We start from the raw sequence: 26,386 nt of genomic DNA on the forward strand, positions 1-26,386 counted from the left end.
TTCGCCGTGAGGCGACCCGCGCACCGGTACACCAACGTCGAAGACCCCGTCAGGTTCCTGGCGGGGTCTTCGCGTTGGCGGCGCCGGCGTTGGCGGCGCCGGTCAGATCACGTCCCACGGCACGGCTTCGTACGTCCGCATCAGCGTCTTCATGAACCCCTCGTCCACCGGCAGCCGCACGTCGTCCACGCGGTCGACCGCGGCCACCCCGTGGGTGTTGGTGACGAACACCGAGGTGTACGACGGCAGGTCGGCCACGCGCACCGGGCCGCGCCGCGACGGCACGCCCTCGCCGGGCAGGGCGCGTTCGAGCAGCAGCATGGTGATGCCGTCGAGGGCCGGCGCGTCGGGCCACACCACCGACGTGCCGTCATAGCAGCCCAGATTGGTGATCGCCCCCTCGGAGACCACCCCGCCCGGGCCGACGAGCAGGGCGTCGTCGAAGCCCGCACTCCGCGCGAGGCGCCCGTAGTAACGCTGCCCGAACCCCCCGAGGTGCTTCACGTGCGCGACGGGACGCTGGTACGGCGCGGTCCGCAGGCTCTGCGGCGAACGCGGAGTATCGGCCGGTGGACGCACGGAGACCAGGAGGGACGGCTCGGCGGCCCCCTCGGGCCAGAACCCGGTGACCCGTACGGACGCGTCCCGGGTGTCACCGAGAGCGTGGCGGATGCGCGAGCGCACCAGCGCGGGATCCAGCCCGCCGCCGAACAGCTCCCGCTGTGCCGCGTCGAGCCGGGCCAGGTGGAGGTCCAGCCCGCGCGTCCGGCCCTCACGGACCTGCATCGCGGTGAAGTGCCCGTAGTTCACGAGTGCGAAGTGGCTCAGCTCGGCCGCTGTCGCGGGATGACCGTCGATCTCGATCCGCACGACCTCCACGGTAGCGGGCGCCACCTCCGGGCACCCGCCGCGTCAGATGGGGAGGTCGATGACCGGCCGGGCGCGTATCTCGTCGAAGTAGTCGTCCCACTCCGGGCTCTGGAGCATCTCCGGTAGGCCGGGATCCCGGTAGGCGGTGGCGAGGGGAAGCCAGGACAAGAACGCGCCGTAACCGCCGCAGGCCGCCTCGCCGCCGTCTCCGCCGACCGCCACGGCCGGGTCGGACGTGATCTCGGGGCGGTAGGTGTCGTGGGCGACCGACAGGCCGAACAGGTTCGGGCGCAGATGAGGACCGTCCTTCGCCTCGTACGACGTGACGTCGCCGGGAGGATGGTCGCCCCAGTGGAACAGGGTGGGCGCGCCGCCGCCGCAGGCGTACTCCCACTCATCGGGGGTCGGAAGGCGGGCGCCGATCTCCGCCAGGGCCGCCGGGACGTCGCCCGGCGCGGTGTCCTCGAAGACGGCCGGTTCGACGCCGACGAGCAGCGACGGCACCCGGACCGTACGCGCCGGGCCGGTGACGCTCGCGACGTGCGCCGCCGGATCCGGGTCGAAGCCGAACTCCTCCACACTCCCCGCGTACGAGGCGGCCTCCTCGGCGGTGAGCGCGAGCCGCGCCGGGTCGAAGCCGAGGCGCACACCGCCGGCCGGCGCCGGTACCAGGGCGTAGCGGACCCCGGCCCGTTCGAAGAGCGCCTGGCGGCGGCTGCCGGAGATCCCGGTGACGGTCCGCAGCTCGGTGAACTCGACCCCGGCGACCTGTTCGGCGAGCCACCGGGCGGCGGACGTCGCCCACGCGTCGTCGGTCTCGGGATCGTCCCACTCATTCCGGTCGAACATCCACGACATGGTCGTCCAGCCTGGCAGAAGACGGGCCGGTGGCGGCACGCCGGAGCGGGTCTTGCGAGAATCGGGGCCGATGTACCGACTGATCTTCGCCCTCATCCTGCGCCGACTGCCCGCCGAGGCCGTCCACCGGCTGAGCTTTCGCGGCCTGCGCCTCCTCGCCACCGTGCCCTTCGCGCTCGCGCTGGTCCGTCGCCGGTACGGTCCGCGCGACCCCGCGCTGCGCGTCCGCGCGCTCGGGCTGGACTTCCCCAGCCCGCTCGGCCTGGCCGCCGGGTTCGACAAGGACGCCGAGGCGTACGAGGCGCTGGGCGCGTTCGGGTTCGGCTTCGTGGAGATCGGTACGGTCACGGCGCGGGCGCAGCCCGGCAACCCCCGCCCGCGCCTGTTCCGCCTGCCGAAGGACCGGGCGCTGATCAACCGGATGGGCTTCAACAACGACGGCGCGCGGGCCGCCGCGGACCGGCTCAAGGGCCGGCGCCGGGCCGTCGTCGGGGTCAACATCGGCAAGACCAAGGTCGTCCCGGAGGCCGAGGCCGTCGCCGACTACGTCGAGAGCACCGAGCGGCTGGCCGCGCTCGCCGACTACCTCGTCGTCAACGTCAGCTCGCCCAACACCCCCGGCCTGCGGAACCTCCAGGCCGTCGAGCACCTGCGGCCGCTGCTGGAGCAGGTGCGCCAGGCCGCGCGCCGGGTCACCCCCCGGCACGTGCCGCTGCTGGTGAAGATCGCGCCCGACCTCGCGGACGCCGACGTCGACGCCGTCGCCGACCTGGCCCTCGACCTCGGCCTCGACGGCATCATCGCGACCAACACCACGATCTCCCGTACGGGCCTGACCGACGCGCACGCCGACGAGACGGGCGGGCTGTCGGGCGCGCCGCTCCGGGCGCGCTCGCTGGAGGTGCTACGGCGCCTGCGCGAGCGCACCGGCGACCGGATCGTGCTGATCTCGGTCGGCGGAATCGAGACCGCCGACGACGCCTGGGAACGCCTCCAGGCCGGAGCGACCCTCGTCCAGGCCTACACGGGCCTGATCTACGGCGGACCGTCCTGGCCCCGCCGGATCAACCGTGACCTCGCCGCGCGGCTCCGCGCCGAGGCCTTGTCTCAGAGTCCCCGTCCGTAGCGAGGCGCCCGCGCGGCAGGGCGGGCGGCTCCGGAGGGCGACCCTCGCCCATGACTCGGTCGACAACTCGTCAAGTGTCTTGAACCCCTGGTCGGCGGGACATCACTCTTTCCTCTGAGGAGGAGCGGTGCCTGGACGAGGTGCTTCGGTTGCCGGTGCGTCGGCGCACGCCCGATACCGGCGCCTGCGGGCGGAGTACCGGCAGGAGCGGGTCCTCGCGCGCCTCGTGCTGGCGGGCGTCGCGGGCTCCATGACGGCCGGCGTCTTCGACTGGCTGACCGGTCTGGCCGCCGCCCTCGCGGCCCTCCTTCTGTACTCCTTCTACCTGCGGGTCAAGCCGGACCCGGTGACCCGCTGGCGGCGCGGCGCGGCGGCCGAGCGGCGCACCGGACGGCGGCTGGCGCGGCTGGACCCGGCCTACTTCCACGTCCTGCACGACCGGGCTCTGCCCATGACCGAGCGAAGCGAGGGAATCAAAAAACACGCCGCTGTGGTCACTCCCTCCGACGCAGGAGGACTCACGAAGGCCCACGCGAACCTCGACCACCTCGTCATCGGCCTGACCGGCGTGTACGCGATCGTCTCGCGGCGCTGGCCGGTCCTCACCCGGTTGCGCGCGGTGGACGAGCGGCTGTGGGTCGGACCGCGGCCGATGACGCGGCTGCTCGTCACGGCGAGAGATGCGGCGCGTACGGTCGCCGAGCGCCTGTCGGAGGACCTCGGGCACCGGGTCGACGTGCACGCGGTCGTCGCCGTGCACGGCGCGCGGCCGCCGCACACGGGTTTCGTGTTCGACGGCGTGACGGTGCAGCGGGCCGGGCGGACCCGCCGCTTCGTCGAACGCCGGCCGGCCGTGTACACCACGGCCCAGGTGACGGCGATCGCCGCGGCGGCGGAACGGATACTTCCCCCGATGATCGATGTGTGGGGAAAAACCAGCACGCTTCGTGACTGATGAGTACGCTCAGATACTGCCGGGGACCCACGCCCGTCGCGAGTGGCGCATGGGGTTCCCGGCGGTCTCTCGGCACAACAGGAACGACTCGCGTAGCTGGGGAGAAGGGGCATGGCGGGCCGCATCGTCGTCTTCGGTGCCACCGGCTACACCGGCGCCCTGACCGCGAGAGCGCTCGTCGCCCAGGGTGCGCGCCCGGTCCTCGCCGGGCGGAACCGCACGGCCCTGGCCGCGCTCGCGGACGAGCTCGGCGGCCTGGAGATCGCCTACGCCGACGCCGAGGAGCCGCGGTCCGTACGGGCCCTGGTCGAACGCGACGACGTCCTGGTCACGACGGTCGGACCGTTCCTGCGGTACGGGCACGCCGCCGTGGAGGCCGCGGTCGACGCGGGCGCGCACTACCTCGACTCCACCGGTGAGCCGCCCTTCATCCGTGAGGTCTTCGAGTCTTACGGGCCACGCGCGACGCGGTCGGCGCTGATCACCGCGTTCGGCTACGACTACGTCCCGGGCAACCTCGCCGCGGGCCTGGCCCTCGACCGCGTCGGCGACGACGGGTTCCGCGTCGACATCGGGTACTTCGTCGGCGGCGGCGACCTGTGGCGTGGCCTGACAGCGTCGAGCCTGCAGTCGGTCGCCGGCGTGGCCACCGCCCGGATGTACACCTTCCGCGGGCGGATCCACGAGGAACGCCGCCCGCGGGTGCGTGAGTTCCAGGTGGGGGGCCGGTCGCGGGTCGGCCTGTCGATCGGCGCCTCCGAGCACTTCGCGCTGCCCGCGTCCTACCCGGCGTTGTACGAGGTCAACGTCTATCTGGGCTGGTTCGGCCGCGCCACGAGGCTGGCCGCGCGAGGGCGGGTCGGCGCGTTCGGCGCGCGGGCCGCCCTCGCCACGCTGGCGCGCCTGGCGCGGCGCCGGAGCGGGAAGAGCACGCTGACGTCGCGCATCGTCGCGGTCGCCTATGACAGCGAGGGATCGTTGCTCACGGATGTGCACCTTTCCGGCGGTGATCCCTACGAGTTCACGGCCGGTGCCCTTTCTTGGGCCGCTTGTCAGGCCTCAAGGGGAATGGTGGAAACGGGAGCTATGGGGCCGGTAACCGCTTTCGGTCTTGCCGAACTCGAAGCGGGCTGTGCGATGGCGGGAATCGCGCGGGTCACCGGCTGACCGTCGCCCTCCCGGGCCTGTCGCGAGGCTCGCCGCCGAGGTGATCGGCCCGCCGCCGTGCGGCGTCTGAGAGGCGTCCGTCCTGGTCGGTGGCGCCTTTCCCCCTTGTCCGTACGGACCGCGCCCATGCGGGGCAAAACCGTCATAGGCCGATAAACGACGGCTTACCCATATAAAGAAACGCAATTTGCAGGCAGTTTCGGGTGGCGATCCGAATAAACTTCTATGGCTCTTCGGGAAAGTGTTGAAGATGGGGCGTAAAAGGTTTTAACTTCAGCGCCATGGAAGACCGGCTATTGGTCGAGGCACTGCGATCACGTGACCCCATCGCCATGGGTGCGGTCTACGACGACTACGCCGAAGGCCTCTACGGCTACTGCTGGTTCCAGCTGCGCAACGGCGACGCCGCGCAGGTGGCGTTCCGCGACACCCTCATGTGCGCCGAGGCGCACATCGGACGGCTGCGCAGTCCCGCGCGGTTCGGCCCGTGGCTCTACGCGCTCGCGCGGATCGAGTGCCGGCGGCGGCGGCCGGCCGGCCCGGTCCAGCCCGACCTGCCGGTGGCCCGGCACGACCAGGACGACGTCGACCTGCGGCTGATGGCGTGGCGCGCCGTCACCGGGCTGCCGTCGCTGAGCCGCGAGCTCCTCGACCTGCGGCACCGGCACGGCCTGACCGACTCCGACATCGCGCTCGTCGTCGGGCGGCGCACCAAGGAGGTCGGCGAGCTGCTGGGCCAGGCCGCCGTGCTGCTGGAGGCCGCGCTCATCGCGGAGATCCTCGCCCACGACGGCCTGGAGAGCTGCTCGCGGCGCTCGGCGCTCCTGCGCCCCCGCAAGGACGAGATCGACGACGATCTGCGCGAGGCGCTCGTCCGCCACTCGCTCGAATGCCCGCGGTGCGCCCGGCACCTGCCGGAGAACATCGCGCCGCGCAAGGTCTACGCCCTGCTGCCCCACGTGCCGTTGCCGCCCACGCTGCGCGGCCGGCTCATGAACTGCTTCACCGACCCCGAGCTGGCCGGTTACCGGCTGTTCGCGGCGGCGCGCGTGTCGCGCTTCGGGGCGCAGGGCTTCCCCCAGCAGCACGGCACGGGCCCGGGCGCCGCCCTGCGGCGCGCCTCGGAGGACGCCTCGCGCGGCTGGCCGCGGGCGCTCACCGCCGCGGTCGGGGCGCTGATCGCCGCCGTCACGACGGTCACCGTGTGCGGCTACCTCGGCGACGACACCCTCCATGGTTCGAACGGCGTCATCGCCGGACCGCCCGGCGCGCGGTCGCCGCGGCCGAGCCCCGCTCCGCCGAGCCGGCCCGGCGGTGCCCGCCCGGTGTCGGCGGCGCTACCCCTGGCCCTGCCCGACCCGGCCGGTCCCGCCGCGCTGGGCGCCGCGCCGCCGAAGGACTACCTGTGGGCCCCGGCCCCCGAAGACCTCGACGTACGGCCCGGCCGGCTGACGCTCCCGGCGGGCGGCGCGGGCGTGATCGTGCTGAGCTGTGCGACCGGCAGTCTCGACTGGCAGGTGTCCGGGGGCTGGCCGGCGCGCCTCAGCCCCGCGGCGGGCACCCTCCGGTGCGGCGTCGCGCAGCTCGTCACCGTACGCGCCCCGGCCGCCGGCTCCGGCTCGACGGTCGTCACGTTCTGGCCGGGCGGCCACCAGGTCCAAATCGTGTGGGGCGGCCGTCAGCCGTACCCGCCGCCGTCGACGCCCACACCGGTCCCCGTCCCGACGGACCCTCCGTCCAGCCCGCCTGAGCCGAGCGAGCCCGCGCCGAGCGAGCACCCGCCCGGCCAGTCCCCGCCGGGCGAACCCGCGCCGTCCTCACCGAGCCGGCCCGAGAGCCCGCAGCCTCCGCCGAGCCGGCCCGAGCCGACGACGGCCCCGCCGCCCGAGTCACCGCCCGCCGCGACGGCGCCGGCCGACCCTCCCCACTCCGATCCGCCCGCAGATCCGTCCTCCGGCTCGGCCGGCTGATGGAGGCCTACACGGTGCGTGCCGACACCCCGCGCGGCGCGCTGGTGACGCCGAGGTTCGTCGAGCCCGAGCTGGCCGACCTGGTCGGACGCATCCAGCGGGTGCCCTGGCCGCAGTGGAACGAACCCGGCGACCGGATGTGCCAGGAGGTGATCGAGCTGTGCCGCCTGCAGGCCGCGCGGGGGCTCACCGTGCTGTCCTGGCTCGCGGACGGCGGCGCGCCCGGAGACGCCGGCGACGAGGTCGGCTGGCTCCTCACCACCACCCGGCTCACCGGTCACCGCCAGCGGCGCATGTACGGCGCCGCCGAGCGCCTCGCCCCGCCCGTACGCGACCTGGTGATCGCCAACTTCACCTGGGCGCTGTCCTCCGCGCACGGCAGCCGGGTGACCGCGCCGTTCTTCGCCAGCCGCGCCTACCCCGACGACGGATACGCCGCCGCGCACACCACCATGACGCTGACGCAGCTCTGGCAGCGCGTTCCCGAGGTGCGCCAGGCGCTCGCGGTGGCGTGGGCCGCCACCCGTACGCCCGCCGACTGGTGCCGGGCGGCCGAGCTCCAGGCCCGCTACGGCGGAGAAGTCCCGGTCGTCACCTATCCGCGTGGCCCGTTCCCGCCGAAATCGGTCACCCGTCCCTGGATCAACCGGCTGCTGGGAGGCGAGTGACCAGAGATATCAGTGGTGCTGGTGTTTCCATTGCGTCACCAGTGGTAACCCTTCGTGTGCGACACCCGCTCCGTGGCGCGGGCGAACATCGGGGGGATCCACCTTGGCAGGCTTCACGCGACGGCGGCTGCGACGGCTCGGCGCCCTGTCCCTGACCACGCTCACCGTCTCGGCGCTGCTCGCCGACCCTTCGTCCGCCGACCCGTCGCCGAGCGCGCGTGACCTCGCCCGCAGCCGGAAGCAGGTGCACGACCGGGCCGCCGACGTCGGACGCATCAACGCCGAGCTGGCCACGGCCAACGCCGCACTCGACGACATGAACGACGAGGCCGAGCTCGCCGTCGAGCGGTTCAACGGCGCGCGCGCCCGGCTCGAACAGGCCGACCGCGACTACCAGGCCGCGCTGGCCCGTACCGCCCGGGCCCGCGAGCGGCTCGCCCAGGCGCACCGCGACCTGGCGGTGTTCGCCTCGAAGGCCTACCGCACCGACGACAGCATCCCCTCGGCCGCCGCCGTGCTCGGCGGGCGCGGCGGGCCGCAGGGCTTCCTCGAACGCGCCGCCTTCATGCAGTTCCTCGCCAACCGGCAGCACTTCGCCGTCCAGCGGGAGGAGGCCACGCACACCATCGCCGACCTGTTCGAGAAGCAGTCGCGCCGGGCGCTCGACGCCCAGCGCGGAGCCACCCGGGCCACGGCCGCCGCGCGCCAGGCGGCGACGGCCGCCGTGGCACGGCAGCGGTCGAGCGTGCGGCGCATCCAGCGGCAGAAGGACGGCCTGGTCGCCGCGCTCAAGCGGGCGCGGACCCGTGCCGCCGACCTCCAGCGAGCCCACGCCGTCGGCAAGAGCGCGGCCCAGGCCGTGCCGCGGAACGCCCGTGAGGCCGCCCGGTCCGTACGCGGATCGTCACTCGGCGCCGTGGCGGCCCGCGCGGCGCTGCGATGGCTCGGCACGCCCTATTCCTGGGGCGGCGGAAACGCGTCCGGGCCCACGCTGGGGATCGCCCAGGGCGCGCACACCGTCGGCTTCGACTGCTCGGGACTGGTGACCTACGCCTGGGCCCGCGCCGGGGTGCCGCTCACGCACTACGCGACGGCCCAGTACAACGCGGGCCCGCATCCGACGCGTGACCAGTTGCGCCCCGGCGACCTGGTTTTCTTCGCCCACAACCCGGCCGACCCCAAGACGATCCACCACGTCGGCATCTACATCGGGGGAGGCCAGATGGTCGAGGCGCCCTTCACCGGGGCACGCGTGAGGATCTCGAACGCGTTCCGCCCCGACTACGCGGGCGCCACCCGTCCGGCAGGCCCGCGGTAGAGGATCAGTGACTCAACTGGGCGGCGCGCTTGAAGGAACGCTCGATCTCGGCCTCGGCGTCCGTGCGGCCGGCCCAGCTGGCGCCCTCGACCGACTTGCCGGGCTCCAGGTCCTTGTAGACCTCGAAGAAGTGCTGGATCTCCAGCCGTTCGAATTCCGGAACGTGATGAATATCACGAAGGTGCTCCATGCGCGGATCGGTGGCCGGCACGCACAGGACCTTGTCGTCGCCGCCCGCCTCGTCCGTCATGCGGAACATCCCGACCGTACGGCACCGGATCAGGCACCCCGGAAACGTGGGTTCCTGCAGGAGAACAAGGGCGTCGAGCGGGTCGCCGTCCTCGCCGAGCGTGTTGTCGATGAACCCGTAGTCCGCCGGGTACTGCGTGGAGGTGAAGAGCATCCGGTCTAGGCGGATTCGCCCGGTTTCGTGGTCCATCTCGTACTTGTTGCGTTGACCCTTAGGGATCTCGATAGTGACGTCGAATTGCACAATGTCCTCCGCTCCCCGGGGCGGGCCGAGGCGGTTCTGGTTGGATGTTGGCCTGTCTAAGGATGTCGCACGTCACTAGTGCCACTGTTGGAGAGGGGCATTTAGGTGCGGAGGCCCGAGCGCGCCGTGGCCATGATCACACTGGCGCTGCTGAACGTCTTCCTCGTCACCGCCGCTCTCGCAGTGGTGAAGCTCACACCGGATCGTTCCCTCGCGCTCCGGCCGCCAACCGTCGCCGACCGCGAGATCATGCCCGCCGGCGCACCCGCCCTGGCTCCCGCCGCGGCGACCGCCCCGCTGCCCTCGCCGAACGCGCTGACGGCGCGCCTGGCCGGCCCGATGCAGGGCGCCGGGCTCGGCCAGAACCTGACGGGCGTCGTCATCGACGCCGTGACCGGCCGTTCCCTCTACAGCAGCAACGCCGAACAGCCCGCGGTGCCCGCCTCGACGACCAAGCTGGTCACCGCGGTGGCCGTGCTCGCCTCGGCCGGCCCGGACCTCCGGCTCACCACCAGCGTCGTCCAGAGCAGCCGGGGCGTCATCCTCGTCGGCGGCGGCGATCCCACGCTGACGGCCGTCAGCCGGAAGAACGCCTACCCCAAGTACGCGTCACTCGCCGACCTGGCGAAACAGACCGCCAAGGCGCTGAAGGCCGCGGGCACGACGCATGTGACGGTCGACTATGACACCTCGGCGTACCAGGGCAGCACGATGGCCCCGGGCTGGAAGCAGCTCTACTTCTCCCCGGAGGGCGACGTGGCCCCGGTGACCGCGCTCGAGCTCGACGCGGGCCGCATCACGCCGGGACCCCAGTACACCCCCCGCGTCCAGGACCCGCCGTCGGCCGCCGCGCAGAGGTTCGCGCAGATGCTCACGAGCCGTGGCGTGACGGCTCATGTCGGGTCGCGCACGACGGCGCCCAAGGGAGCCCGCCGGCTCGGCGCCGTGCAGTCACCGCCGGTCTCGGTGCTGGTCGAGCAGCTGCTCACCCACAGCGACGACGACATCGCCGAGGCGATGGCCCGGCTGGTGGCGATGAACCTCCACAAGCAGCCGACGTTCGCGGGCGGTGCCGCGGCGACGCGCGAGGTGCTCGCCAGGCTCGGTGTCAGCGGGGGCGTGGAGATCTTCGACGGCAGCGGGCTGTCGCACAACAACCGGATCACGCCGTCCGCGCTGGCCAAGGTGCTCGCCCTGGCCGCTTCCCCCGACCATCCCGAACTCCATACAGTCCTGTCCGGAATGCCCGTCGCCGGGTTCTCCGGCACGCTCGACGACCGGTTCGACATGGGGACGGCCTCCGCCGGAAGGGGCGTCGTACGGGCCAAGACGGGCACCCTCGACGGCGTCAACACCCTCGCCGGAGTCGTCGAGGACGCGGACGGGCGGCTGCTGGCGTTCGCGTTCATGGCCAACCGGGTGCAGTCCCCGGCGGCGGCGATATCGGCTCTCGACACGCTCGCCGGCACGCTGGCCGGCTGCGGATGCCGCTGATCAGCGACGCTCGACGGGAGTTCATCGGGTATCTCCGGGCGTTGGAGCGTGTGAAGGCATGCTCCCCGGGCGAACGGGGACGTACCGTAGGTGGAGAGCCCGGCCGGAGAGGGTTGTAATGCCAGCATCCATGATCGACTGGAACGTCGCCGTTCAGACGGGGACCCGGCTTGTGCGACCCGGGCCGCAGGTGAGCCCACGGGAGGCCCGGCAGGTCGTCACCGAGCTGCGTGAGCTTTCCGCGGTGGCGCAGGGCCACGTGCGCGAGTTCACCGGCATGGACGGCGGGATCGACGGGTCACCGGCGAAGGTCGTCGACCGGCCCGGCTGGATCCGCGCCAACATCGACGGCTTCCGCGTCGTCCTCGAACCCTTGATGGAGCAGCTCCAGGCCCGGCGCGGCGGCAGCGTGCTCGGCGGCGGCGTCGGCGGCGTGGTCGTCCAGGCCGTGGGCTCGCGGGTCACCGGCATGCAGGTCGGCGCCATCCTGGCGTACATGGCCAGCCGTGTGCTCGGCCAGTACGAGCTCTTCCTGCCGCCGGACCCGGCCGGCCGCGCGCCGACGGGGCGGCTGACGCTCGTCGCGCCCAACATCGTCCACGCCGAGCAGGAGCTGAACGTCGACCCGCACGACTTCCGGCTCTGGGTGTGCCTGCACGAGGAGACCCACCGCGCCCAGTTCGCCTCGGTGTCGTGGCTGCGGGCGTACGTCCAGGACCAGATGACCGCGTTCCTGCTGGCCTCCGACCTCGACCCGGGCGCGCTGCTCGAACGCCTGCGCGGGGTGGGCGAGGCGGTCGCCGACGCCGTGCGCGGCGGCGAGGGCAACCTCATCGACGCCATCCAGACTCCCGAGCAACGGGAGATCCTCGACCGGCTGACCGCCGTGATGACCCTGGCCGAGGGCCACGGCGACTACGTGATGGACGCGGTGGGCCCGGAGGTCGTGCCGACCGTGGCCGACATCCGCGCCAAGTTCCAGCAACGCCGTGAGGGCGCGTCCCAGCTCGACCGGACGATCCGGCGCCTCCTGGGGCTGGAGATGAAGATGAAGCAGTACGCCGAGGGCTCTCGCTTCGTCAAGGAGGTCATCGACCGGGTCGGCATGGACGGCTTCAACCGCGTCTGGACCTCGCCCAACACCCTGCCGACCCACGCCGAGATCAAGACCCCGTCCCTGTGGATCGGCCGCGTCATCGGCAAGCCCGAACTCCCCTCCAACGAGGCCTGAGCACGCCGCGCGGCGTGCGGGAGAGGGCCGGGCCCGTCTCGACACCTCGCTCGCGCGCGAGGCGGCTCGCGTGAGGCGCCGCGCGTACGACAATGAGAGGCGTGGGACCTGATCCGGCGGTCGCGGCGGTGCGCCTGGCGGTCCGCCATGCCCTCGCCACGGTCGAGGCGGGCGATCTCGTGCTCGTCGCCTGTAGCGGCGGGGCCGACTCTCTCGCGCTCGCCGGGGCGCTGGCGTTCGAGGCGGCCAGATCCGGTCACCAGGCGGGCGGGGTGACCGTCGATCACGGCCTGCAGGAGGGGTCGGACGAGCGTGCCGCCGGCGTCGCGGCGACCCTGAGCGAGCTGGGGCTGGAGCCCGCCGAGGTCCGTACGGTCACGGTCGGGTCCGAGGGCGGGGTGGAGGCCGCCGCTCGCACCGCCCGCTACGCCGCGCTCGACGCCGCCGCGGCCGGTCACCGGGCCGCCGCCGTGCTGCTCGGGCACACGCTCGACGACCAGGCCGAGACCGTGCTTCTCGGGCTGGCACGCGGGTCCGGCGCCCGGTCGCTGGCCGGCATGCCCGCCGTCTCGGGGATCTACCGTCGTCCGCTGCTGGAGCTCGGCCGGGACCTCACACGCCGCGCCTGTCTCGCCATGGGTCTGACGCCCTGGGACGACCCGCACAACCACGATCACGCGTTCGCGCGGGCCAGGGTCCGTGCCGACGTCCTGCCCGCCCTGGAGAAGGGCCTGGGTCCGGGCATCACCGCCGCCCTGGCCCGTACGGCACGCATGCTCCGCGACGACGCCGACGCCCTCGACGCCTGGGCCGCCGAGGCGCTGGCCGGCGCGGCGGAGGACGAGCCCGGCGCGGTCCGGGCGCTCGGCGTGCGGGCCCTGGCCGGCCTGCCCCGCGCGGTCCGCACGCGTGTCCTGCACCGCACCGCGATCGAGGCGGGCAGCCCCCCGGGTACGCTCGCCGCTGTGCACGTCGATGCGGTCGACGCCCTGGTCACCGCGTGGCACGGCCAGTCGTACGTCGACCTGCCCGGCCGCGTACGGGTGCGACGTAGGTGTGAAAAGCTGCTCTTCGGGCCATCCGAAATCCCACGTAAAGACTGATCCTGGTGATCTCCTCCGACCTGGAAGGGCTTGTGGTGGACGAAGCGGACATGCGGGCTGACCTCGAGAAGGTGCTGATCCCGGAGGAGGAGCTGCAGGCGAAGATCCGGGAGCTCGCCGCCGAGATCGACCGCGACTACGAGGGCCGCGACCTTCTGCTCGTCGGAGTCCTCAAGGGCGCGGTCATGGTCATGGCCGACCTCGCCCGTGCGCTGCACACGCCGATCTCGATGGACTGGATGGCGGTCTCGTCGTACGGCTCGGGGACCAAGTCCTCCGGCGTCGTGCGCATCCTGAAGGACCTGGACGCCGACATCATGGGCCGTGACGTGCTGATCGTCGAGGACATCGTCGACTCGGGCCTCACACTTTCCTGGCTTCGCAGCAACCTCGAATCGCGCGGGCCGGCCTCCCTGGAGGTCTGCACCCTGCTCCGCAAACCGGACGCCGCCAAGATCGAGGTCGGCGTGAAGTACATCGGTTTCGACATCCCGAACGAGTTCGTGATCGGTTACGGCCTCGATTACTCCGAGCGCTACCGCAATCTGCCCTTCGTGGGCACACTTGCTCCGCACGTCTACGGTGGAAGTGGGGAACAAGAGGCTTAGCCCCGTACGTTCCTAGTTGCGAAGTGGGGCGCCGGACGTCGTGCTGCGGTCTTCCGCGACACCGGTGTACCTTCGTTATCTCGGGCTCCTTGCGGGCCGTACTCAGGAAGGCCGCCTCGGCGGGCGTTCGCGCGACGAGGTCTGATGACGCTGGTCAGGAGGGACGGGCCCCACCACGGGGTTCCGCATAAATGGATCTGAAGCGCTACTTTCGCGGGCCGTTGCTCTGGATCTTGGCCTTCGGGGCGCTCGTACTCCTCGTCATGTACGGGATCAATCCCGGAGGCTCGTACGAGAAGGCCGACACCTCGAGGGTCGTGCAGGCCATCCAGCACAACGAGGTGACCTCCGCCCAGATCATTGACAAGGATCAGCGGATCGAGGTCAAGCTCAAGAACGGCAAGCAGCTCCAGGCGTCGTGGGTCGACGGCCAGGGGGCGCAGCTTGCCAACCTGCTGCAGCAGAAGTCCGACGCCGGGCAGGTCAAGAGCTACACGGTCTCGGTGCCCAAGCAGAACGTCTTCTTGAGCCTGCTGTTCAGCTTCCTGCCGATCGTCGTCGTCGTGTTGATCTTCCTGTTCATCATGAACCAGATGCAGGGCGGCGGCTCGCGGGTGATGAACTTCGGCAAGTCGCGCGCCAAGCTGGTGACCAAGGACACGCCGAAGACCACGTTCGCCGACGTGGCCGGGGCCGACGAGGCCATCGAGGAGCTGCAGGAGATCAAGGAGTTCCTGCAGAACCCGGCCAAGTTCCAGGCCATCGGCGCCAAGATTCCCAAGGGCGTCCTTCTGTACGGCTCCCCGGGTACCGGCAAGACGCTGCTCGCACGCGCCGTCGCCGGCGAGGCGGGCGTGCCGTTCTACTCGATCTCCGGTTCGGACTTCGTCGAGATGTTCGTCGGTGTCGGTGCCTCCCGGGTCCGTGACCTGTTCGAGCAGGCCAAGGCCAACGCTCCCTCGATCATCTTCGTGGACGAGATCGACGCGGTCGGCCGCCACCGCGGCGCCGGCCTGGGCGGCGGTCACGACGAGCGCGAGCAGACGCTCAACCAGCTGCTGGTCGAGATGGACGGCTTCGACGTCAAGGGCGGCGTGATCCTGATCGCGGCGACCAACCGGCCCGACATCCTCGACCCGGCCCTGCTGCGCCCCGGCCGCTTCGACCGGCAGATCGTCATCGACCGGCCCGACCTCGAGGGCCGCAAGGGCATCCTGCGGGTCCACGGCCGCGGCAAGCCGTTCGCGCCCGACGTCGAGCTCGACACGATCGCGCGGCGCACGCCGGGCTTCACCGGCGCCGACCTGGCCAACGTCATCAACGAGGCGGCCCTGCTGACCGCCCGCATGGACCGCAAGCAGATCGACATGGACACCCTCGAGGAGTCGATCGACCGGGTCATGGCGGGTCCGGAGCGCAAGAGCCGGGTCATGTCCGACCAGGAGAAGAAGACCATCGCCTACCACGAGGGCGGCCACGCCCTGGTGGCGCACGCCCTGCCGAACGCCGACCCGGTGCACAAGATCACGATCTTGTCCCGTGGCCAGGCGCTGGGCTACACGATGACCCTTCCGATGGAGGACAAGTTCCTGGCGAGCCGCTCGGAGATGCTCGACCAGCTCGCCATGCTGCTCGGTGGCCGCACCGCCGAGGAGCTCGTCTTCCACGAGCCGACGACCGGCGCCGCCAACGACATCGAGAAGGCGACCTCGATCGCCCGCAAGATGATCACCGAGTACGGCATGAGCGAGCGTCTCGGCGCCCGCAAGTTCGGCGAGGGCAACGGTGAGCCGTTCCTGGGCCGGGAGATGTCGCACCAACGCGACTACTCCGAGGAGATCGCCTCGGCGATCGACGACGAGGTCCGGCGCCTGATCGAGTCCGCGCACGACATCGCGTGGGAGATCCTGGTCGAATACCGCGACGTCCTCGACGACCTGGTGCTCAAGCTCATGGACAAGGAGACCCTGTCCAAGAACCAGGTGCTGGAGATCTTCGCGCCGATCCAGAAGCGGCCGGCCGCCCCGTCCTACAGCGGTTACGGTAAGCGGCTGCCGTCGGACCGTCCGCCGGTGCTGACGCCCAAGGAGCTCGCGCTCATGGGTCCCAAGGACGTCAAGGACCTGACCCAGGGCAACGGCAGCGGCACGTCGCGCTCGGTCGAGCCCGAAGAACAGGACGACCGCGAAGGCCCGGCGTGACCCCAGCTCCAGAGCCGCACGGACCGCCGGTCGACCAGGCACGGATCGAGAAGGCGGTTCGCGAGATCCTCATCGCGGTCGGGGAGGACCCCGACCGCGATGGTCTCGTTGACACGCCCGCGCGGGTCGCCCGTGCCTATGCCGAGCAGTTCGCCGGCATGCGCCAGCGGCCCGAGGACGTCCTCAACACGGTGTTCGACGCCGATCACGACGAGATGGTGATCGTCAAGGACATCGAGGTCTACAGCATGTGCGAGCACCACCTGGTGCCGTTCCACGGCGTGGCGCACGTCGGCTACACGCCCAACGACAAGGGCCAGATCACCGGTCTGTCGAAGCTGGCCCGGCTCGTCGACGTCTACGCCCGCCGCCCGCAGGTGCAGGAGCGGATGACCTCCCAGATCGCCGATGCCCTCGTGGACGTCCTCCAGCCCCGGGGGGTGATCGTCGTCGTGGAGGCCGAGCACCTGTGCATGACCATGCGCGGCGTACGCAAACCCGGCGCCAAGACGGTGACCTCGGCCGTACGCGGCGACTTCCGCGACGAGCCGAGCACCCGCGCGGAGGCGATGAGCCTCATCCTCGGCCGTTGAGATAGCCGCACCGCGGCCGAACCAACGTCGCCGACTCGGCGTCGTACGAAGAGTCCGCGGTGTTACCGTGACACGGGGACGAACCGCCGTGACGCTTTGCGGTACAACCCGAATCGGGAATATGGATTCGCGTGCGGCACGTGCCCGGCTGACTACGCTGTGGGGCCGTGATGGTGGAGTCGAAGCGTGAGACGTCAGGGCGTCCCGAAAGCGACGTCCATGAGCGTCGTCGCCAGCGCCGATGGGTTCCGGCGCTGGCCGGCTGGCTGACCTTTCTCGTCGGGCTGCACGACGTCCTCGGGGCACTGATGCCGGAGTGGCACCGCCGCATGGTCCGCGTCGACGAGTTCGTCCCCGGGTCGGTCAACAACGCCGCCCGCACGGCGACGCTCATCGCCGGTCTGCTGTTCCTCCTGCTGTCCCACGGCCTGCGGCGCCGCAAGCGCCGGGCCTGGCGCGCGGTCGTCGTGCTGCTGGCCTTCACGGTCTTCTCCCACATCGTCAAGGACTTCGCGATCTCCGCGCTCGTCGCGGCGGGCGTGCTGGCGGCCCTGATCTACTTCCGCGACGAGTTCTACGCGACCGGCGACCCGCGCACCCGATGGCGCGCGCTGTGGGTCGGACTGTTCCTCGCCGCGTTCAGCGTCGCGATCGGGCTGCTGTTCATCACCTTGAACGCCCACGACCTCCAGCAGCACTACTCCTTCGCCGACCGGCTGGAACACGTGACCGCGGGCCTGGTGGGCGCCACCGGGCCGGTGACGTTCGTCTCCGACCGCAAGAACGACCTGTTCAGCCTGATCCTCGGCTCGCTCGGCCTGTTCACCGGCCTGGTCACGGCCTTCCTGTTCCTGCGGCCGGCCGAGCCCGCGCCGTCGCTGTCGGCCGAGGACGAGAAACGCGTCCGTGAGCTGCTCGACCGCCACGGGGCCCGTGACTCGCTGGGCTACTTCTCCCTCCGCCGCGACAAGAGCGTGATCTGGTCGCCGACCGGCAAGGCCTGCGTGACCTACCGCGTGGTCTCCGGCGTGATGCTGGCCGGCGGCGACCCGATCGGCGACCCGGAGGCGTGGCCCGGCGCGATCCAGGCCTTCCTGGAGGAGGCCGCGGCCCACGCCTGGGTGCCGGCGGTGATGGGGTGCAGCGAGCTCGGCGCGGAGATCTGGTGCCGCGAGTCGGGCCTGTCGGCGCTCGAACTCGGCGACGAGGCGATCGTGGACGCCGCCGAGTTCTCCCTCGACGGCCGTACGATGCGCAACGTCCGGCAGATGGTCAACCGCGTGAGCCGCCAGGGGTACGTCGCCGAGATCCGCCGGGAGAAGGACTACGCGCCCGAGGAGCTGGCGGCCCTGTGGGAGCGGGCCGGGGCCTGGCGCGGCACCGACAACGAGCGGGGCTTCTCGATGGCGCTCGGCCGGGTCGGTGAGCCGGGCGACGAGGAGTGCGTGTTCGCCACGGCCACCAAGGACGGCGAACTGCACGCCATCATCCACTTCGTCCCCTGGGGCACCGACGGCCTCTCCCTGGACCTGATGCGCCGCGACCGTTCCGCGCAGCCGGGCCTGAACGACTTCCTCATCGTCGAGGCGCTCAAGGCAGCGCCCGACCTGGGAGTCAAACGCGTGTCCCTGAACTTCGCGGTCTTCCGCGCCGCCCTGGCCCGCGGCGAGCGCATCGGCGCCGGCCCGGTGATGAAGGCCTGGCGCGGGCTGCTGGTCTTCCTCTCCCGCTGGTTCCAGATCGAGTCGCTGTACAAGTTCAACGCCAAGTTCCAGCCGGTCTGGCAGCCCCGGTTCTTCGTCTATCCGAGCCTGAACGACGCCCCGAGGATCGCCCTGGCGGCCCTGGAGGCCGAGGCGTTCATCGTCTGGCCCCGGCTGCGCTTTCCGGGCCTGAAGCGCCCTCCGCGCCGAGCCCTGCCCGCCCCCTGAGGAAGGCCGCGTCCACACTAGGCTGACCGGTATGACCACGAGCATCGCCGGCCTCCCCGCCCCCGGGCGCTGTCTCGTCATGGGCGTGGTCAACGTCACGCCCGACTCCTTCTCCGACGGCGGCGTCTGGTTCGACCACGAGGCGGCGGTCCGGCACGGCCTCGACCTGGTCCGGGAGGGCGCCGACATCGTCGACGTCGGTGGCGAGTCCACCCGGCCCGGCGCGCAGCGCGTGTCCCTGCAGGAGGAGCTGCGACGCGTCGTCCCGGTGATCGAGGCCCTCGCCGCCGAAGGCGTGCCGGTCAGCGTCGACACCATGCGGGCCGAGGTGGCCGAGGTGGCGGTCGCGTCCGGCGCGCGGCTCGTCAACGACGTGAGCGGCGGTCTCGCCGACCCCGCGATGCCGCGGATGGTGGCCAAGGCCGGTGTGCCGTACGTCGTGATGCACTGGCGTGGGCACAGTCACGACATGGACACCCGCGCCGTCTACCAGGACGTGGTCCGCGAGGTCACCGACGAGCTGAGAGCCCGCATCACCGCGATCGTCCGGGAGGGCGTCGACCCCTCCCAGCTGATCGTCGACCCCGGCCTCGGCTTCGCCAAGCGCCCCGAGGACAACCACAACTGGACGCTCCTGGCCCATCTCGACGCGCTGCTGGAGCTGGGCCATCCGGTGCTGGTGGCCGCGTCGCGCAAGCGGTTCCTCGGCCGGCTGCTCGCCGCGCCGGACGGCACGTACCGGCCGTTCGCCGAGTCCGACGACGCCACCGTGGCGATCACCGCCCTGGCCGCCGCGGCCGGTGCCTGGTGCGTCCGCGTGCACAACGTACGGGCCAACGCCGACGCCGTACGCGCCGCGGCCGCGTGGGGAGCCGCCCGGTGACCGAGGAGGCGTCGTCGTGACCGAGATCGACGTGAGCGCCGTGGAGGCGGTGAACGCCGAGTTCTACGCCGCCTTCGAGTCCGCCGACCTGGACCGCATGGGCCTCGTGTGGGCGGACGGGCCGCACGCCGACGACGTGGTCTGCGTGCACCCGGGCTGGCCGCTGCTGCGCGGCCGGGGCACGGTGCTGCGCTCCTGGGCGTTGATCATGGCGAACACCCCGTACATCCAGTTCGTGCTCACCGACACGCAGGTGCGGATCTCCGGCGACCAGGCGGTGGTGAGCTGCTCGGAGCACATCATCACGGCCGTCGACGAGTCGGCCGACTCGTTGACCGCCGGGGGAAGCGTGGTGACCACCAATGCGTTCATCCGTACGGATGAAGGGTGGCGGATGTGGCTTCACCACGGCTCGCCCGTGCTGAACCGCGAGGAGGAAGACGACGAGGATGGGCACTGACCGGATCGCTCTGAACGGGCTGCGCGCCCGGGGACGCCACGGCTGCCTGCCGGCCGAACGCGAGCTCGGCCAGGAGTTCGTGATCGACGTGGTGCTGGGTCTCGACGTCCGCCCGGCCGCGGCGGAAGATGATCTCCTGCGTACCGTTGACTACGGCGCGCTGGCCGACCGGCTGGTGGCCGTGGTCGAAGGCGAGCCGGTCAACCTGATCGAGACGCTCGCCGAGCGCCTGGCGGCGCTGTGTCTCGACCCGCCCCAGGTCGAGGAAGTGGAGGTCACCGTGCACAAGCCGAGTGCCCCCATGCCGCACCCCTTCACCGACGTTGCCGTGACCATTCATCGGAGCCGCCCATGACGACCTCCACGGAGAAGCGCCACACCGTACTCTCCCTGGGCAGCAACCTCGGCGACCGGCTCGACAATCTCCAGGAGGCGATCGACGCGCTGTTCGACGCGCCCGGCCTGGACTTCATCGGGCTGTCGCCGGTCTATGAGACCAAGCCCGTCGGCGGCCCCGAACAGGGCGACTTCCTCAACGTCGTGATCGTCGCGGACAGCGGGGTGCCGCCGGAGTCGCTGCTCGAACGCGTGCTCGCGATCGAGGAGTCGATGGCCCGTACGCGCGAAGTTCGCTGGGGGCCGCGCACGCTCGACATCGACATCGTCATGATGGGGGACGTGACCTCCGACGATCCGGACCTGCTGCTGCCACACCCGAGGGCGCGCGAGCGTGCGTTCGTGCTCCGGCCGTGGTCGGACCTGGAACCCGACGCGACGCTGCCCGGCCAGGGGCGCGTGACCGACCTGCTGCCGGACGTGGCCGACCAGGAGCTCCGGCGCCGCGACGACCTCTCGCTCCAGCCGCCCGCGTGAAGCCGACCCGAATCCCCGCCCTCGCCGTCACGCTGGTCGTGGTGGCGGCCGTGACCTGGGTGATCGTACGTTTCCTGTACGTCTCGCTGCCGCTGTTGCCCTGGACGATGGTGCCGTCGCTGCTGCTCCTCGCCCTCGGCGAGCTCTACACCGCCCTGGTGACGCGGGCCCGCATCCAGCGGAAACCGGGCACCAAGCCGATCGAGCCGCTGGTCGCCGCGCGGCTGGCGGCCCTGGGCAAGGCGAGCGCGTACGCCGCCGCCGTGCTGGCCGGGGTGTTCGGCGGTATGGCCATCTACCTGGCCTCCTCGCTGGACAAGCCGACGCCGCGGCGCGACTTCTACGTCAGCGGCGGTACGGCGCTGGCGGCGATCGCATTGATCGCGGGGGCGCTCATCCTCGAACACGCCTGCCGGGTGCCCAAGGGCCCCGAGGACGAGGACCAGCGCCGTTCCGCGTCGCGTCTCTGACGGCCTCCGGGGAGGCGCTGCGGGTCAGTTTTCGGACAGCAGGTCCGGGTCGAAGGTGGCGGCGACGATCCGCTGCACGTAGGGGCTCTCCGAGCCGTCCTTGTTGCCCGTCGCGTTGAGGGAGTAGACCAGCACGCGACTCAGGTCGCGGGTGGCGAACACGCCGGTCGTGTAGCCCGGCCGCGCGCCCGTCTTGCCCCACCCGCTCAGGCCGTTCGGCAGGGTCGACTTCGACAGGCCCGCGCTGAAGCAGGCGCGTCCCGCGTCCGGCCCGATGTTGCAGTTGTCCTTGCCCACGTACGGCACGTCCGGGACGGTGAACATCTCGTTCAGGTCCGAGGCCGGCACCAGGCGGCCTCGGAAGATCGCCGTGATGAGGGTCCGCAGGTCGGCACTGTTGGAGATCAGACCGCCTTCCGCCCACGGGTACGGGCTCTGCCGCGACACGTCGTGCAGCGTGGTGGTGCCGTCCTTGGTGACCGCGACGTACCCATGGGCGTGCGGGCCGGGCAGCCGTGGGTCGTGCCGGTCCAGGACGTAGGTGTCGCGCAGGTTCAGCGGCCTGATGATGCGCTGCCGCACCTCGTGGGCGTAGCTGCGGCCGGTCAGGCGCTCGATCAGCAGACCGGCGACGTAGTAGTTCGTGCCGTTGTAGCGCTGTGCGGTGCCCGGTGCGAACTCCATCGGGTGGGTCACGGCGTCCGCCACGATCCGCCGTGGGGTCCAGCTGTCGAAGCGGTGCTCGACGAACCACTGTGCGTCGCCGTCGCCCAGGTCGCCGCCGGGCAGACCGCTGGTGTGGTTGAGCAGCTGGCGTACGGTGATCGCCGGGTACGCGGCGGGGAGCAGGCCGGGCAGGTAGTGCCGCACGGATCGGCCGAGGTCCACCTTGCCCTCGGCGGCGAGCTGCAAGAGCACCACGGCGGTGAAGATCTTCGATGTGCTGCCGATGCGGAAGTTCCCGTCGGCCTGGACGGTTCGGCGCGTGACGACGTCCCGTACGCCGGAGGTGCCGCTCCACTGCCCGGCCGAGCCGGTCACGTTGACCAGCGCGCCGGTCACGGTCGCGCTGGGCAGGCCCGAGATCGCCGCCCGCATGAGGGCCGGGTCGAGCGGCGGCAGCTCCGCCGCGGACCGCGGGGCCGGGGAGGCCGGGGCGGACGCGGAGGCGACGGCGGGAACCAGGGCCCCCGTGAGAGCGAGGAAGGCGCCGATGGCGGCCACGTGTTTTCTCATGCGGCCCATCCTTCGGATCGGCGGGCTCCGGCGGATCGCCGAGCGCACCGATCTTCGCGCCTCACCCGTACGGCCGAGACGGCCCGCGCGGGTCCGTCGCGCGGGTGAGACGACCACCGCTGGATACTGAGGTCCTGCGCCTTCCCGATCCGGCCGAGCGTCGCCGAGCCCCCGGCGGTGGCCGAGCCGCGATCCGGGGGCGCAGCGTCACGACGGGAGGCAACGATTGACCACGACCATCGACAAGATCGCCTGGATCCACCTGGACAGCGGCCGGATCCTCAGCACGCGGTCACGCGGCAAGGACGTGTGCTACCTCCCCGGCGGGAAACGGGAGCCCGGCGAGGGTGACGTCGAAACCCTCGTCCGGGAGATCGAGGAAGAACTCACCGTCACCATCCTTCCCGCCACCGCGAGGCACCTGGGCACCTTCCAGGCCCAGGCCCACGGTCACACCGGCGGCGTCACCGTGCGGATGACCTGCTACACCGCCGACCACCGGGGGACACCCGTCGCCGGCAGCGAGATCGAAGAAGTCCTCTGGCTCACCTACGGCGACCGCGACCGCGTGTCGCCGGTCGACCAGATCATCTTCGACCACCTGCACGAGGCCGGCCGACTCCACTGACCCGGCCGGGAGTCATCCACAGGTTGTGGGTAACTCCCGGCCGGGCGGGCCGGTCAGTTTCCGGTGAGGAGGTCCGGGTCGAGGACGGCGGCGGCGATCTTCTGGATGTACGGCGCCTCCGAGCCGTCCTTGTTGCCCGTCGGGTTGAGCGAGTAGACGAGCACACGGCTCAGGTCGCGGGTGGCGAACAGGCCGCTCGTGTAGCCCGGCCGGGAACCCGTCTTGCCCCAGGCGGTCAGGCCGTTCGGCATCGTCGTCTTCATCAGGCCGGCGCTGTAGCAGGCGTGGCCCGCCTCCGGGCCGATCACGCAGTTGTCCGTGCCCAGGTACGGCACGTCCGGGACGGTGAACATCTCGCCCAGCTCCCGCGCGGGCACCAGCCGGCCCTGGAAGATCGCGGTCAGGAACGTCCGCAGGTCGGCGCTGTTCGAGATCAGGCCGCCCTCCGCCCACGGGTACGGGCTCTGCTCCGACACGTCCCGCAGTGTGGTGCGGCCGTCCTCGGTGACCGCGACGTACCCGTGGGCGTGCTCGCCCGGCAGACGTGGGTCGTGGCGGTCCAGCACGTAGGTGTCGCGCAGGTTCAGCGGCTCGATGACGCGTTGCCGCACCTCGTGGGCGTACGTGTGGCCGGTCAGGCGTTCGACCAGCAGACCGGCGAGGTAGTAGTTCGTGCCGTTGTAGTCCTGCTTGGTGCCGGGCGCGAACTTCATCGGGTGGCTCACCGCGTCCGCGACGATCTGCCGCGGGGTCCAGCTCTCGAAGCGGTGGTCGGCGAACCACTGGGCGTCGCCCTCGCCCAGCGTGGCGTCGGGCAGGCCGCTGGTGTGGTTCAGGACCTCGCGCACGCTGATCACCGGGTACGCGGCGGGGAGCAGGCCGGGCAGGTAGTGCCGCACGGACTGGTCGAGGTCCACCTTGCCCTCGGCGGCGAGCTGCAGAAGCACCACCGCGGTGAACACCTTCGAGATGCTGCCGATGCGGAAGTTCCCGTCGGCCTGGACGGTTCGGCGCGTGACGACGTCCCGTACGCCCGAGGTGCCGCTCCACTGCCCGGCCGAGCCCGTGACGTTGACCAGCGCGCCGGTCACGGTGGCGTTCGGCAGGTCGGCGATGGCGGCTCGCAGGAGAGCCGGGTCGAGCGGCGGTAGTGCGGTGGACGGCCGCTGGACGGGCGCGGAGGCCGAGGCCGGCGCCGACGCGACGGCGGGGACCGTCAGGGCGAGGAGAGCGCCGATGGCGGCCAGATGTCTTCTCATGCCGGTCATCCTCCGGATCGGCGCCCGCCGGCGGATCGCCGAGCGCACCGATCTCTCCGCCTGGCCCGTACGGCCGAGACGGCCCGCGAAGATCCGTCGTGCGGGTGAGGTGGACCCGGCTCACCTCGGCGGATACTGATGCCGTGCGTCTCCCCCCGATCCGGCCGCGCGTCGCCGGGCCCTACCTCGCCGACGCGGTGGTCGCCCTGATGGTGCTCGCGGTCCTCTACGCGCCGTTCGTGCTCCCGCGGGTCAACCAACCCGGCCCGTTCTCGTACTGGGCGTGGATCTTCACCGCCGGTACGGCGCTGCCGCTGATCTGGCGCCGCAGGTTCCCCCTGGCCTGCCTCTTGGTGATCTTCGTCGCGCTGTTCTGCTACAACCAGGTCCGGCACGCGGCCAACGAGCCGATCGCCTGGGGCATGCTGGTGGCCGCCTACTCCATCGCCTGGGGCGACCGGCGGGTCCGGGAGGTGGCCGTGCTGCTCGTGGTCGGGACGGTCGCGATCGCGTTCTCCCACAGCATGACGACCAGTGTCATCGGGGTGCTCACCGCGACCGGAGCGTACGTGCTGGGGCTGCTGGCCCGGCACCGGGAGATCCGCCTGCAGGCGCTCGCGCACCGGGCCGGCGAGATGGAGCGCGAACGCGAGCTCGACCTGGCCCGTGCGGCGACCGCCGAGCGGGCCCGGATCGCCCGCGACATGCACGACATCCTCGCCCACGCCGTCAGCATCATGGTCGTGCAGGCGGAGGCGGGGCCGGTCGTCGTACGGGCGAACCCCGACCGCGCCGAACAGGCCTTCGACGCGATCGCCGAGGCGGGCCGCGACGCGATGGTGCAGCTCCGCCGCATGCTCGGCATGCTGAAGGAGGAGCGCGACACGGCCAGCCGGGCGCCGCAGCCCACCGTGGCGGGCCTGCCCGCGCTGGTCGAGCAGGCCGACGGCACCCCCGGCCTCAAGGTCGGCCTGCGGGCGTCGGGCGAGGCCCGGCCGCTGCCCGCGGACGCCGAGGTCGCGGCGTACCGGATCGTCCAGGAGGCTCTGACCAACACGGTCAAGCACGCGGGCGCGAGCCGGGTGACCGTGAACCTGGACTGGAGCGACACCGGGCTGCAGATCACCGTCGTGGACAACGGCGCCGGCGGCGGCAAGTCCGTCGGGACGGGCAACGGCCTGATCGGCATCCGCGAGCGCGCCTCGGCCTGCGGCGGCACGGCCGCGGCCGGCCCGGTGCGCGGCGGCTACCGGGTGACCGCCACCCTGCCGTACGCGCGGGTGGGGGTGCCGGTATGAGCATTCGCGTGGTGATCGCCGACGATCAGGAGCTCGTGCGCAGCGGCTTCGCGATGATCCTCGACGCGCAGCCCGACATCGAGGTGGTCGCCGAGGCGGGCGACGGCGCCGCGGCGCTCGCGGCGGTCCACGAACACCGTCCCGACGTCGCCCTGCTCGACATCCGGATGCCGGGCATGGACGGCATCGAGGCGGCCCGCGCGGTGTGCGCGCGGACCGACTGCCGGGTGCTGATGCTGACAACGTTCGACCAGGACGACTACGTCTACGACGCGCTGTACGGCGGGGCGAGCGGCTTCCTGCTGAAGGACGTGCGCCGCGACGACCTCGTGCACGCGGTCCGCGTCGTCGCGGCGGGCGAGTCGCTGCTGGCGCCGACGGTCACGCGCCGGCTGATCTCCGACCTGACCGCCCGCCGGCCTCGCCCGGACACCGGGTCGGCGCGCCTGGACGCCCTCACCGCACGCGAGCGGGAGACGCTCAAGCTGCTGGGCCGCGGCCTGACCAACGCCGAGATCGCGGTCGCCATGGTGGTCAGCGAGCACACGGTGAAGACCCACGTCAGCAACGTGCTCGCCAAGCTCGGCCTGCGCGACCGGGTCCAGGCCGTGATCGCGGCGTACGAGTCCGGCCTGATCACCCCCGGCGAGTCCTGATCGGGCTCGGTGCGTCCAGGCCGGCCCGGCGCCTCCT

At 71.8% G+C, this 26,386-nt stretch carries 27 protein-coding genes; 22 read left to right on the top strand and 5 right to left on the bottom strand.

Features of this window, described 5'->3' with window-relative positions:
- Positions 1 to 102 precede the first annotated feature (102 nt).
- Positions 103 to 870, bottom strand: coding sequence for an aminotransferase class IV family protein (locus ABEA10_RS36900; protein ID WP_345472017.1), 768 nt, complete (start codon positions 868 to 870; stop codon positions 103 to 105).
- Positions 871 to 912: 42 nt separating this feature from the next.
- A complete protein-coding gene (locus ABEA10_RS36905; protein WP_345472018.1) occupies positions 913 to 1,719 on the bottom strand; it encodes an SUMF1/EgtB/PvdO family nonheme iron enzyme in 807 nt (268 codons plus the stop codon).
- A gap of 79 nt (positions 1,720 to 1,798) precedes the next feature.
- Here ABEA10_RS36905 and ABEA10_RS36910 point away from each other — a divergent pair, with 79 nt between their 5' ends.
- From ABEA10_RS36910 to ABEA10_RS36935, 6 genes are all read left to right on the top strand, one after another.
- Positions 1,799 to 2,854, top strand: a complete 1,056-nt coding sequence (locus ABEA10_RS36910; protein WP_345472019.1) for a quinone-dependent dihydroorotate dehydrogenase — start codon at positions 1,799 to 1,801, stop codon at positions 2,852 to 2,854.
- Positions 2,855 to 2,981: 127 nt separating this feature from the next.
- The gene (locus ABEA10_RS36915) at positions 2,982 to 3,809 is read left to right on the top strand and encodes a nuclease-related domain-containing protein (RefSeq protein ID WP_345472021.1); all 828 of its coding nucleotides are present in this window, start codon (positions 2,982 to 2,984) and stop codon (positions 3,807 to 3,809) included.
- A 111-nt stretch (positions 3,810 to 3,920) separates the two neighbouring features.
- A complete protein-coding gene (locus ABEA10_RS36920; RefSeq protein ID WP_345472023.1) occupies positions 3,921 to 4,976 on the top strand; it encodes a saccharopine dehydrogenase family protein in 1,056 nt (351 codons plus the stop codon).
- 281 nt (positions 4,977 to 5,257) lie between these two features.
- The gene (locus ABEA10_RS36925; RefSeq protein WP_345472025.1) at positions 5,258 to 6,946 is read left to right on the top strand and encodes an RNA polymerase sigma factor; all 1,689 of its coding nucleotides are present in this window, start codon (positions 5,258 to 5,260) and stop codon (positions 6,944 to 6,946) included.
- A 14-nt stretch (positions 6,947 to 6,960) separates the two neighbouring features.
- Positions 6,961 to 7,614, top strand: a complete 654-nt coding sequence (locus ABEA10_RS36930) for a hypothetical protein (RefSeq protein WP_345472027.1) — start codon at positions 6,961 to 6,963, stop codon at positions 7,612 to 7,614.
- Positions 7,615 to 7,717: 103 nt separating this feature from the next.
- Positions 7,718 to 8,932: a C40 family peptidase gene (locus tag ABEA10_RS36935; protein WP_345472029.1), complete on the top strand. Its 1,215-nt coding sequence runs from the start codon at positions 7,718 to 7,720 to the stop codon at positions 8,930 to 8,932.
- 4 nt (positions 8,933 to 8,936) lie between these two features.
- Here the strand turns inward: ABEA10_RS36935 and ABEA10_RS36940 are convergent, their stop codons facing one another.
- Positions 8,937 to 9,425: an inorganic diphosphatase gene (locus ABEA10_RS36940; protein WP_345472031.1), complete on the bottom strand. Its 489-nt coding sequence runs from the start codon at positions 9,423 to 9,425 to the stop codon at positions 8,937 to 8,939.
- A 105-nt stretch (positions 9,426 to 9,530) separates the two neighbouring features.
- Between ABEA10_RS36940 and dacB the strand changes: the two genes are divergently transcribed.
- From dacB to ABEA10_RS37000, 12 genes are all read left to right on the top strand, one after another.
- Entirely contained in the window at positions 9,531 to 10,919 is a 1,389-nt protein-coding gene (dacB, locus tag ABEA10_RS36945; protein ID WP_345472033.1) for a D-alanyl-D-alanine carboxypeptidase/D-alanyl-D-alanine endopeptidase, read from the top strand.
- Between the two features lie 118 nt (positions 10,920 to 11,037).
- Positions 11,038 to 12,150: a zinc-dependent metalloprotease gene (locus ABEA10_RS36950; RefSeq protein ID WP_345472035.1), complete on the top strand. Its 1,113-nt coding sequence runs from the start codon at positions 11,038 to 11,040 to the stop codon at positions 12,148 to 12,150.
- 101 nt (positions 12,151 to 12,251) lie between these two features.
- Positions 12,252 to 13,253, top strand: coding sequence for a tRNA lysidine(34) synthetase TilS (gene tilS, locus ABEA10_RS36955; protein WP_345472037.1), 1,002 nt, complete (start codon positions 12,252 to 12,254; stop codon positions 13,251 to 13,253).
- 35 nt (positions 13,254 to 13,288) lie between these two features.
- Positions 13,289 to 13,861 (top strand): hypoxanthine phosphoribosyltransferase, encoded by a 573-nt coding sequence (gene hpt, locus ABEA10_RS36960; RefSeq protein WP_345472823.1) that lies wholly within the window; start codon positions 13,289 to 13,291, stop codon positions 13,859 to 13,861.
- 191 nt (positions 13,862 to 14,052) lie between these two features.
- Positions 14,053 to 16,062 (top strand): ATP-dependent zinc metalloprotease FtsH, encoded by a 2,010-nt coding sequence (gene ftsH, locus ABEA10_RS36965; protein WP_345472039.1) that lies wholly within the window; start codon positions 14,053 to 14,055, stop codon positions 16,060 to 16,062.
- Positions 16,059 to 16,655, top strand: coding sequence for a GTP cyclohydrolase I FolE (gene folE, locus ABEA10_RS36970; RefSeq protein WP_329245625.1), 597 nt, complete (start codon positions 16,059 to 16,061; stop codon positions 16,653 to 16,655). The genes ftsH and folE overlap by 4 nt, the downstream gene beginning before the upstream one ends.
- A 170-nt stretch (positions 16,656 to 16,825) precedes the next feature.
- Positions 16,826 to 18,586, top strand: a complete 1,761-nt coding sequence (locus ABEA10_RS36975) for a phosphatidylglycerol lysyltransferase domain-containing protein (protein WP_345472825.1) — start codon at positions 16,826 to 16,828, stop codon at positions 18,584 to 18,586.
- Positions 18,587 to 18,617: 31 nt separating this feature from the next.
- Positions 18,618 to 19,469, top strand: coding sequence for a dihydropteroate synthase (gene folP, locus ABEA10_RS36980; RefSeq protein ID WP_442875629.1), 852 nt, complete (start codon positions 18,618 to 18,620; stop codon positions 19,467 to 19,469).
- A gap of 16 nt (positions 19,470 to 19,485) precedes the next feature.
- A complete protein-coding gene (locus ABEA10_RS36985; protein WP_345472045.1) occupies positions 19,486 to 19,929 on the top strand; it encodes a nuclear transport factor 2 family protein in 444 nt (147 codons plus the stop codon).
- Positions 19,919 to 20,284 carry a dihydroneopterin aldolase gene (gene folB, locus ABEA10_RS36990; RefSeq protein ID WP_329245620.1) on the top strand — a complete coding sequence of 122 codons (366 nt, stop codon included), beginning with the start codon at positions 19,919 to 19,921 and terminating at the stop codon, positions 20,282 to 20,284. The genes ABEA10_RS36985 and folB overlap by 11 nt, the downstream gene beginning before the upstream one ends.
- Positions 20,281 to 20,802 (top strand): 2-amino-4-hydroxy-6-hydroxymethyldihydropteridine diphosphokinase, encoded by a 522-nt coding sequence (gene folK, locus ABEA10_RS36995; protein WP_329245617.1) that lies wholly within the window; start codon positions 20,281 to 20,283, stop codon positions 20,800 to 20,802. The genes folB and folK overlap by 4 nt, the downstream gene beginning before the upstream one ends.
- Entirely contained in the window at positions 20,799 to 21,272 is a 474-nt protein-coding gene (locus tag ABEA10_RS37000) for a DUF3180 domain-containing protein (protein WP_329245615.1), read from the top strand. The genes folK and ABEA10_RS37000 overlap by 4 nt, the downstream gene beginning before the upstream one ends.
- A gap of 24 nt (positions 21,273 to 21,296) precedes the next feature.
- Here ABEA10_RS37000 and ABEA10_RS37005 read toward each other — a convergent pair whose 3' ends face one another.
- Entirely contained in the window at positions 21,297 to 22,508 is a 1,212-nt protein-coding gene (locus ABEA10_RS37005; RefSeq protein ID WP_345472048.1) for a serine hydrolase domain-containing protein, read from the bottom strand.
- Between the two features lie 226 nt (positions 22,509 to 22,734).
- Here ABEA10_RS37005 and ABEA10_RS37010 point away from each other — a divergent pair, with 226 nt between their 5' ends.
- Positions 22,735 to 23,136, top strand: coding sequence for an NUDIX hydrolase (locus ABEA10_RS37010; protein ID WP_345472050.1), 402 nt, complete (start codon positions 22,735 to 22,737; stop codon positions 23,134 to 23,136).
- Between the two features lie 53 nt (positions 23,137 to 23,189).
- Here ABEA10_RS37010 and ABEA10_RS37015 read toward each other — a convergent pair whose 3' ends face one another.
- Positions 23,190 to 24,395 (bottom strand): serine hydrolase domain-containing protein, encoded by a 1,206-nt coding sequence (locus ABEA10_RS37015; protein ID WP_345472052.1) that lies wholly within the window; start codon positions 24,393 to 24,395, stop codon positions 23,190 to 23,192.
- Between ABEA10_RS37015 and ABEA10_RS37020 the strand changes: the two genes are divergently transcribed.
- From ABEA10_RS37020 to ABEA10_RS37030, 3 genes are read left to right on the top strand one after another with little or no spacing between them, the layout of a single operon-like run.
- Entirely contained in the window at positions 24,394 to 24,534 is a 141-nt protein-coding gene (locus ABEA10_RS37020; protein WP_345472054.1) for a hypothetical protein, read from the top strand. The two genes, ABEA10_RS37015 and ABEA10_RS37020, sit on opposite strands and share 2 nt — an antisense overlap.
- A gap of 4 nt (positions 24,535 to 24,538) precedes the next feature.
- On the top strand, positions 24,539 to 25,693 hold the full coding sequence (locus tag ABEA10_RS37025) for a sensor histidine kinase (protein WP_345472056.1): 1,155 nt from the start codon (positions 24,539 to 24,541) through the stop codon (positions 25,691 to 25,693).
- Positions 25,690 to 26,349: a response regulator transcription factor gene (locus ABEA10_RS37030; protein ID WP_329245602.1), complete on the top strand. Its 660-nt coding sequence runs from the start codon at positions 25,690 to 25,692 to the stop codon at positions 26,347 to 26,349. The genes ABEA10_RS37025 and ABEA10_RS37030 overlap by 4 nt, the downstream gene beginning before the upstream one ends.
- Positions 26,350 to 26,386 lie beyond the last annotated feature (37 nt).

The organism is Actinoallomurus oryzae, from assembly GCF_039541955.1.
GTDB classification, from domain to species: Bacteria; Actinomycetota; Actinomycetes; order Streptosporangiales; family Streptosporangiaceae; genus Actinoallomurus; species Actinoallomurus oryzae.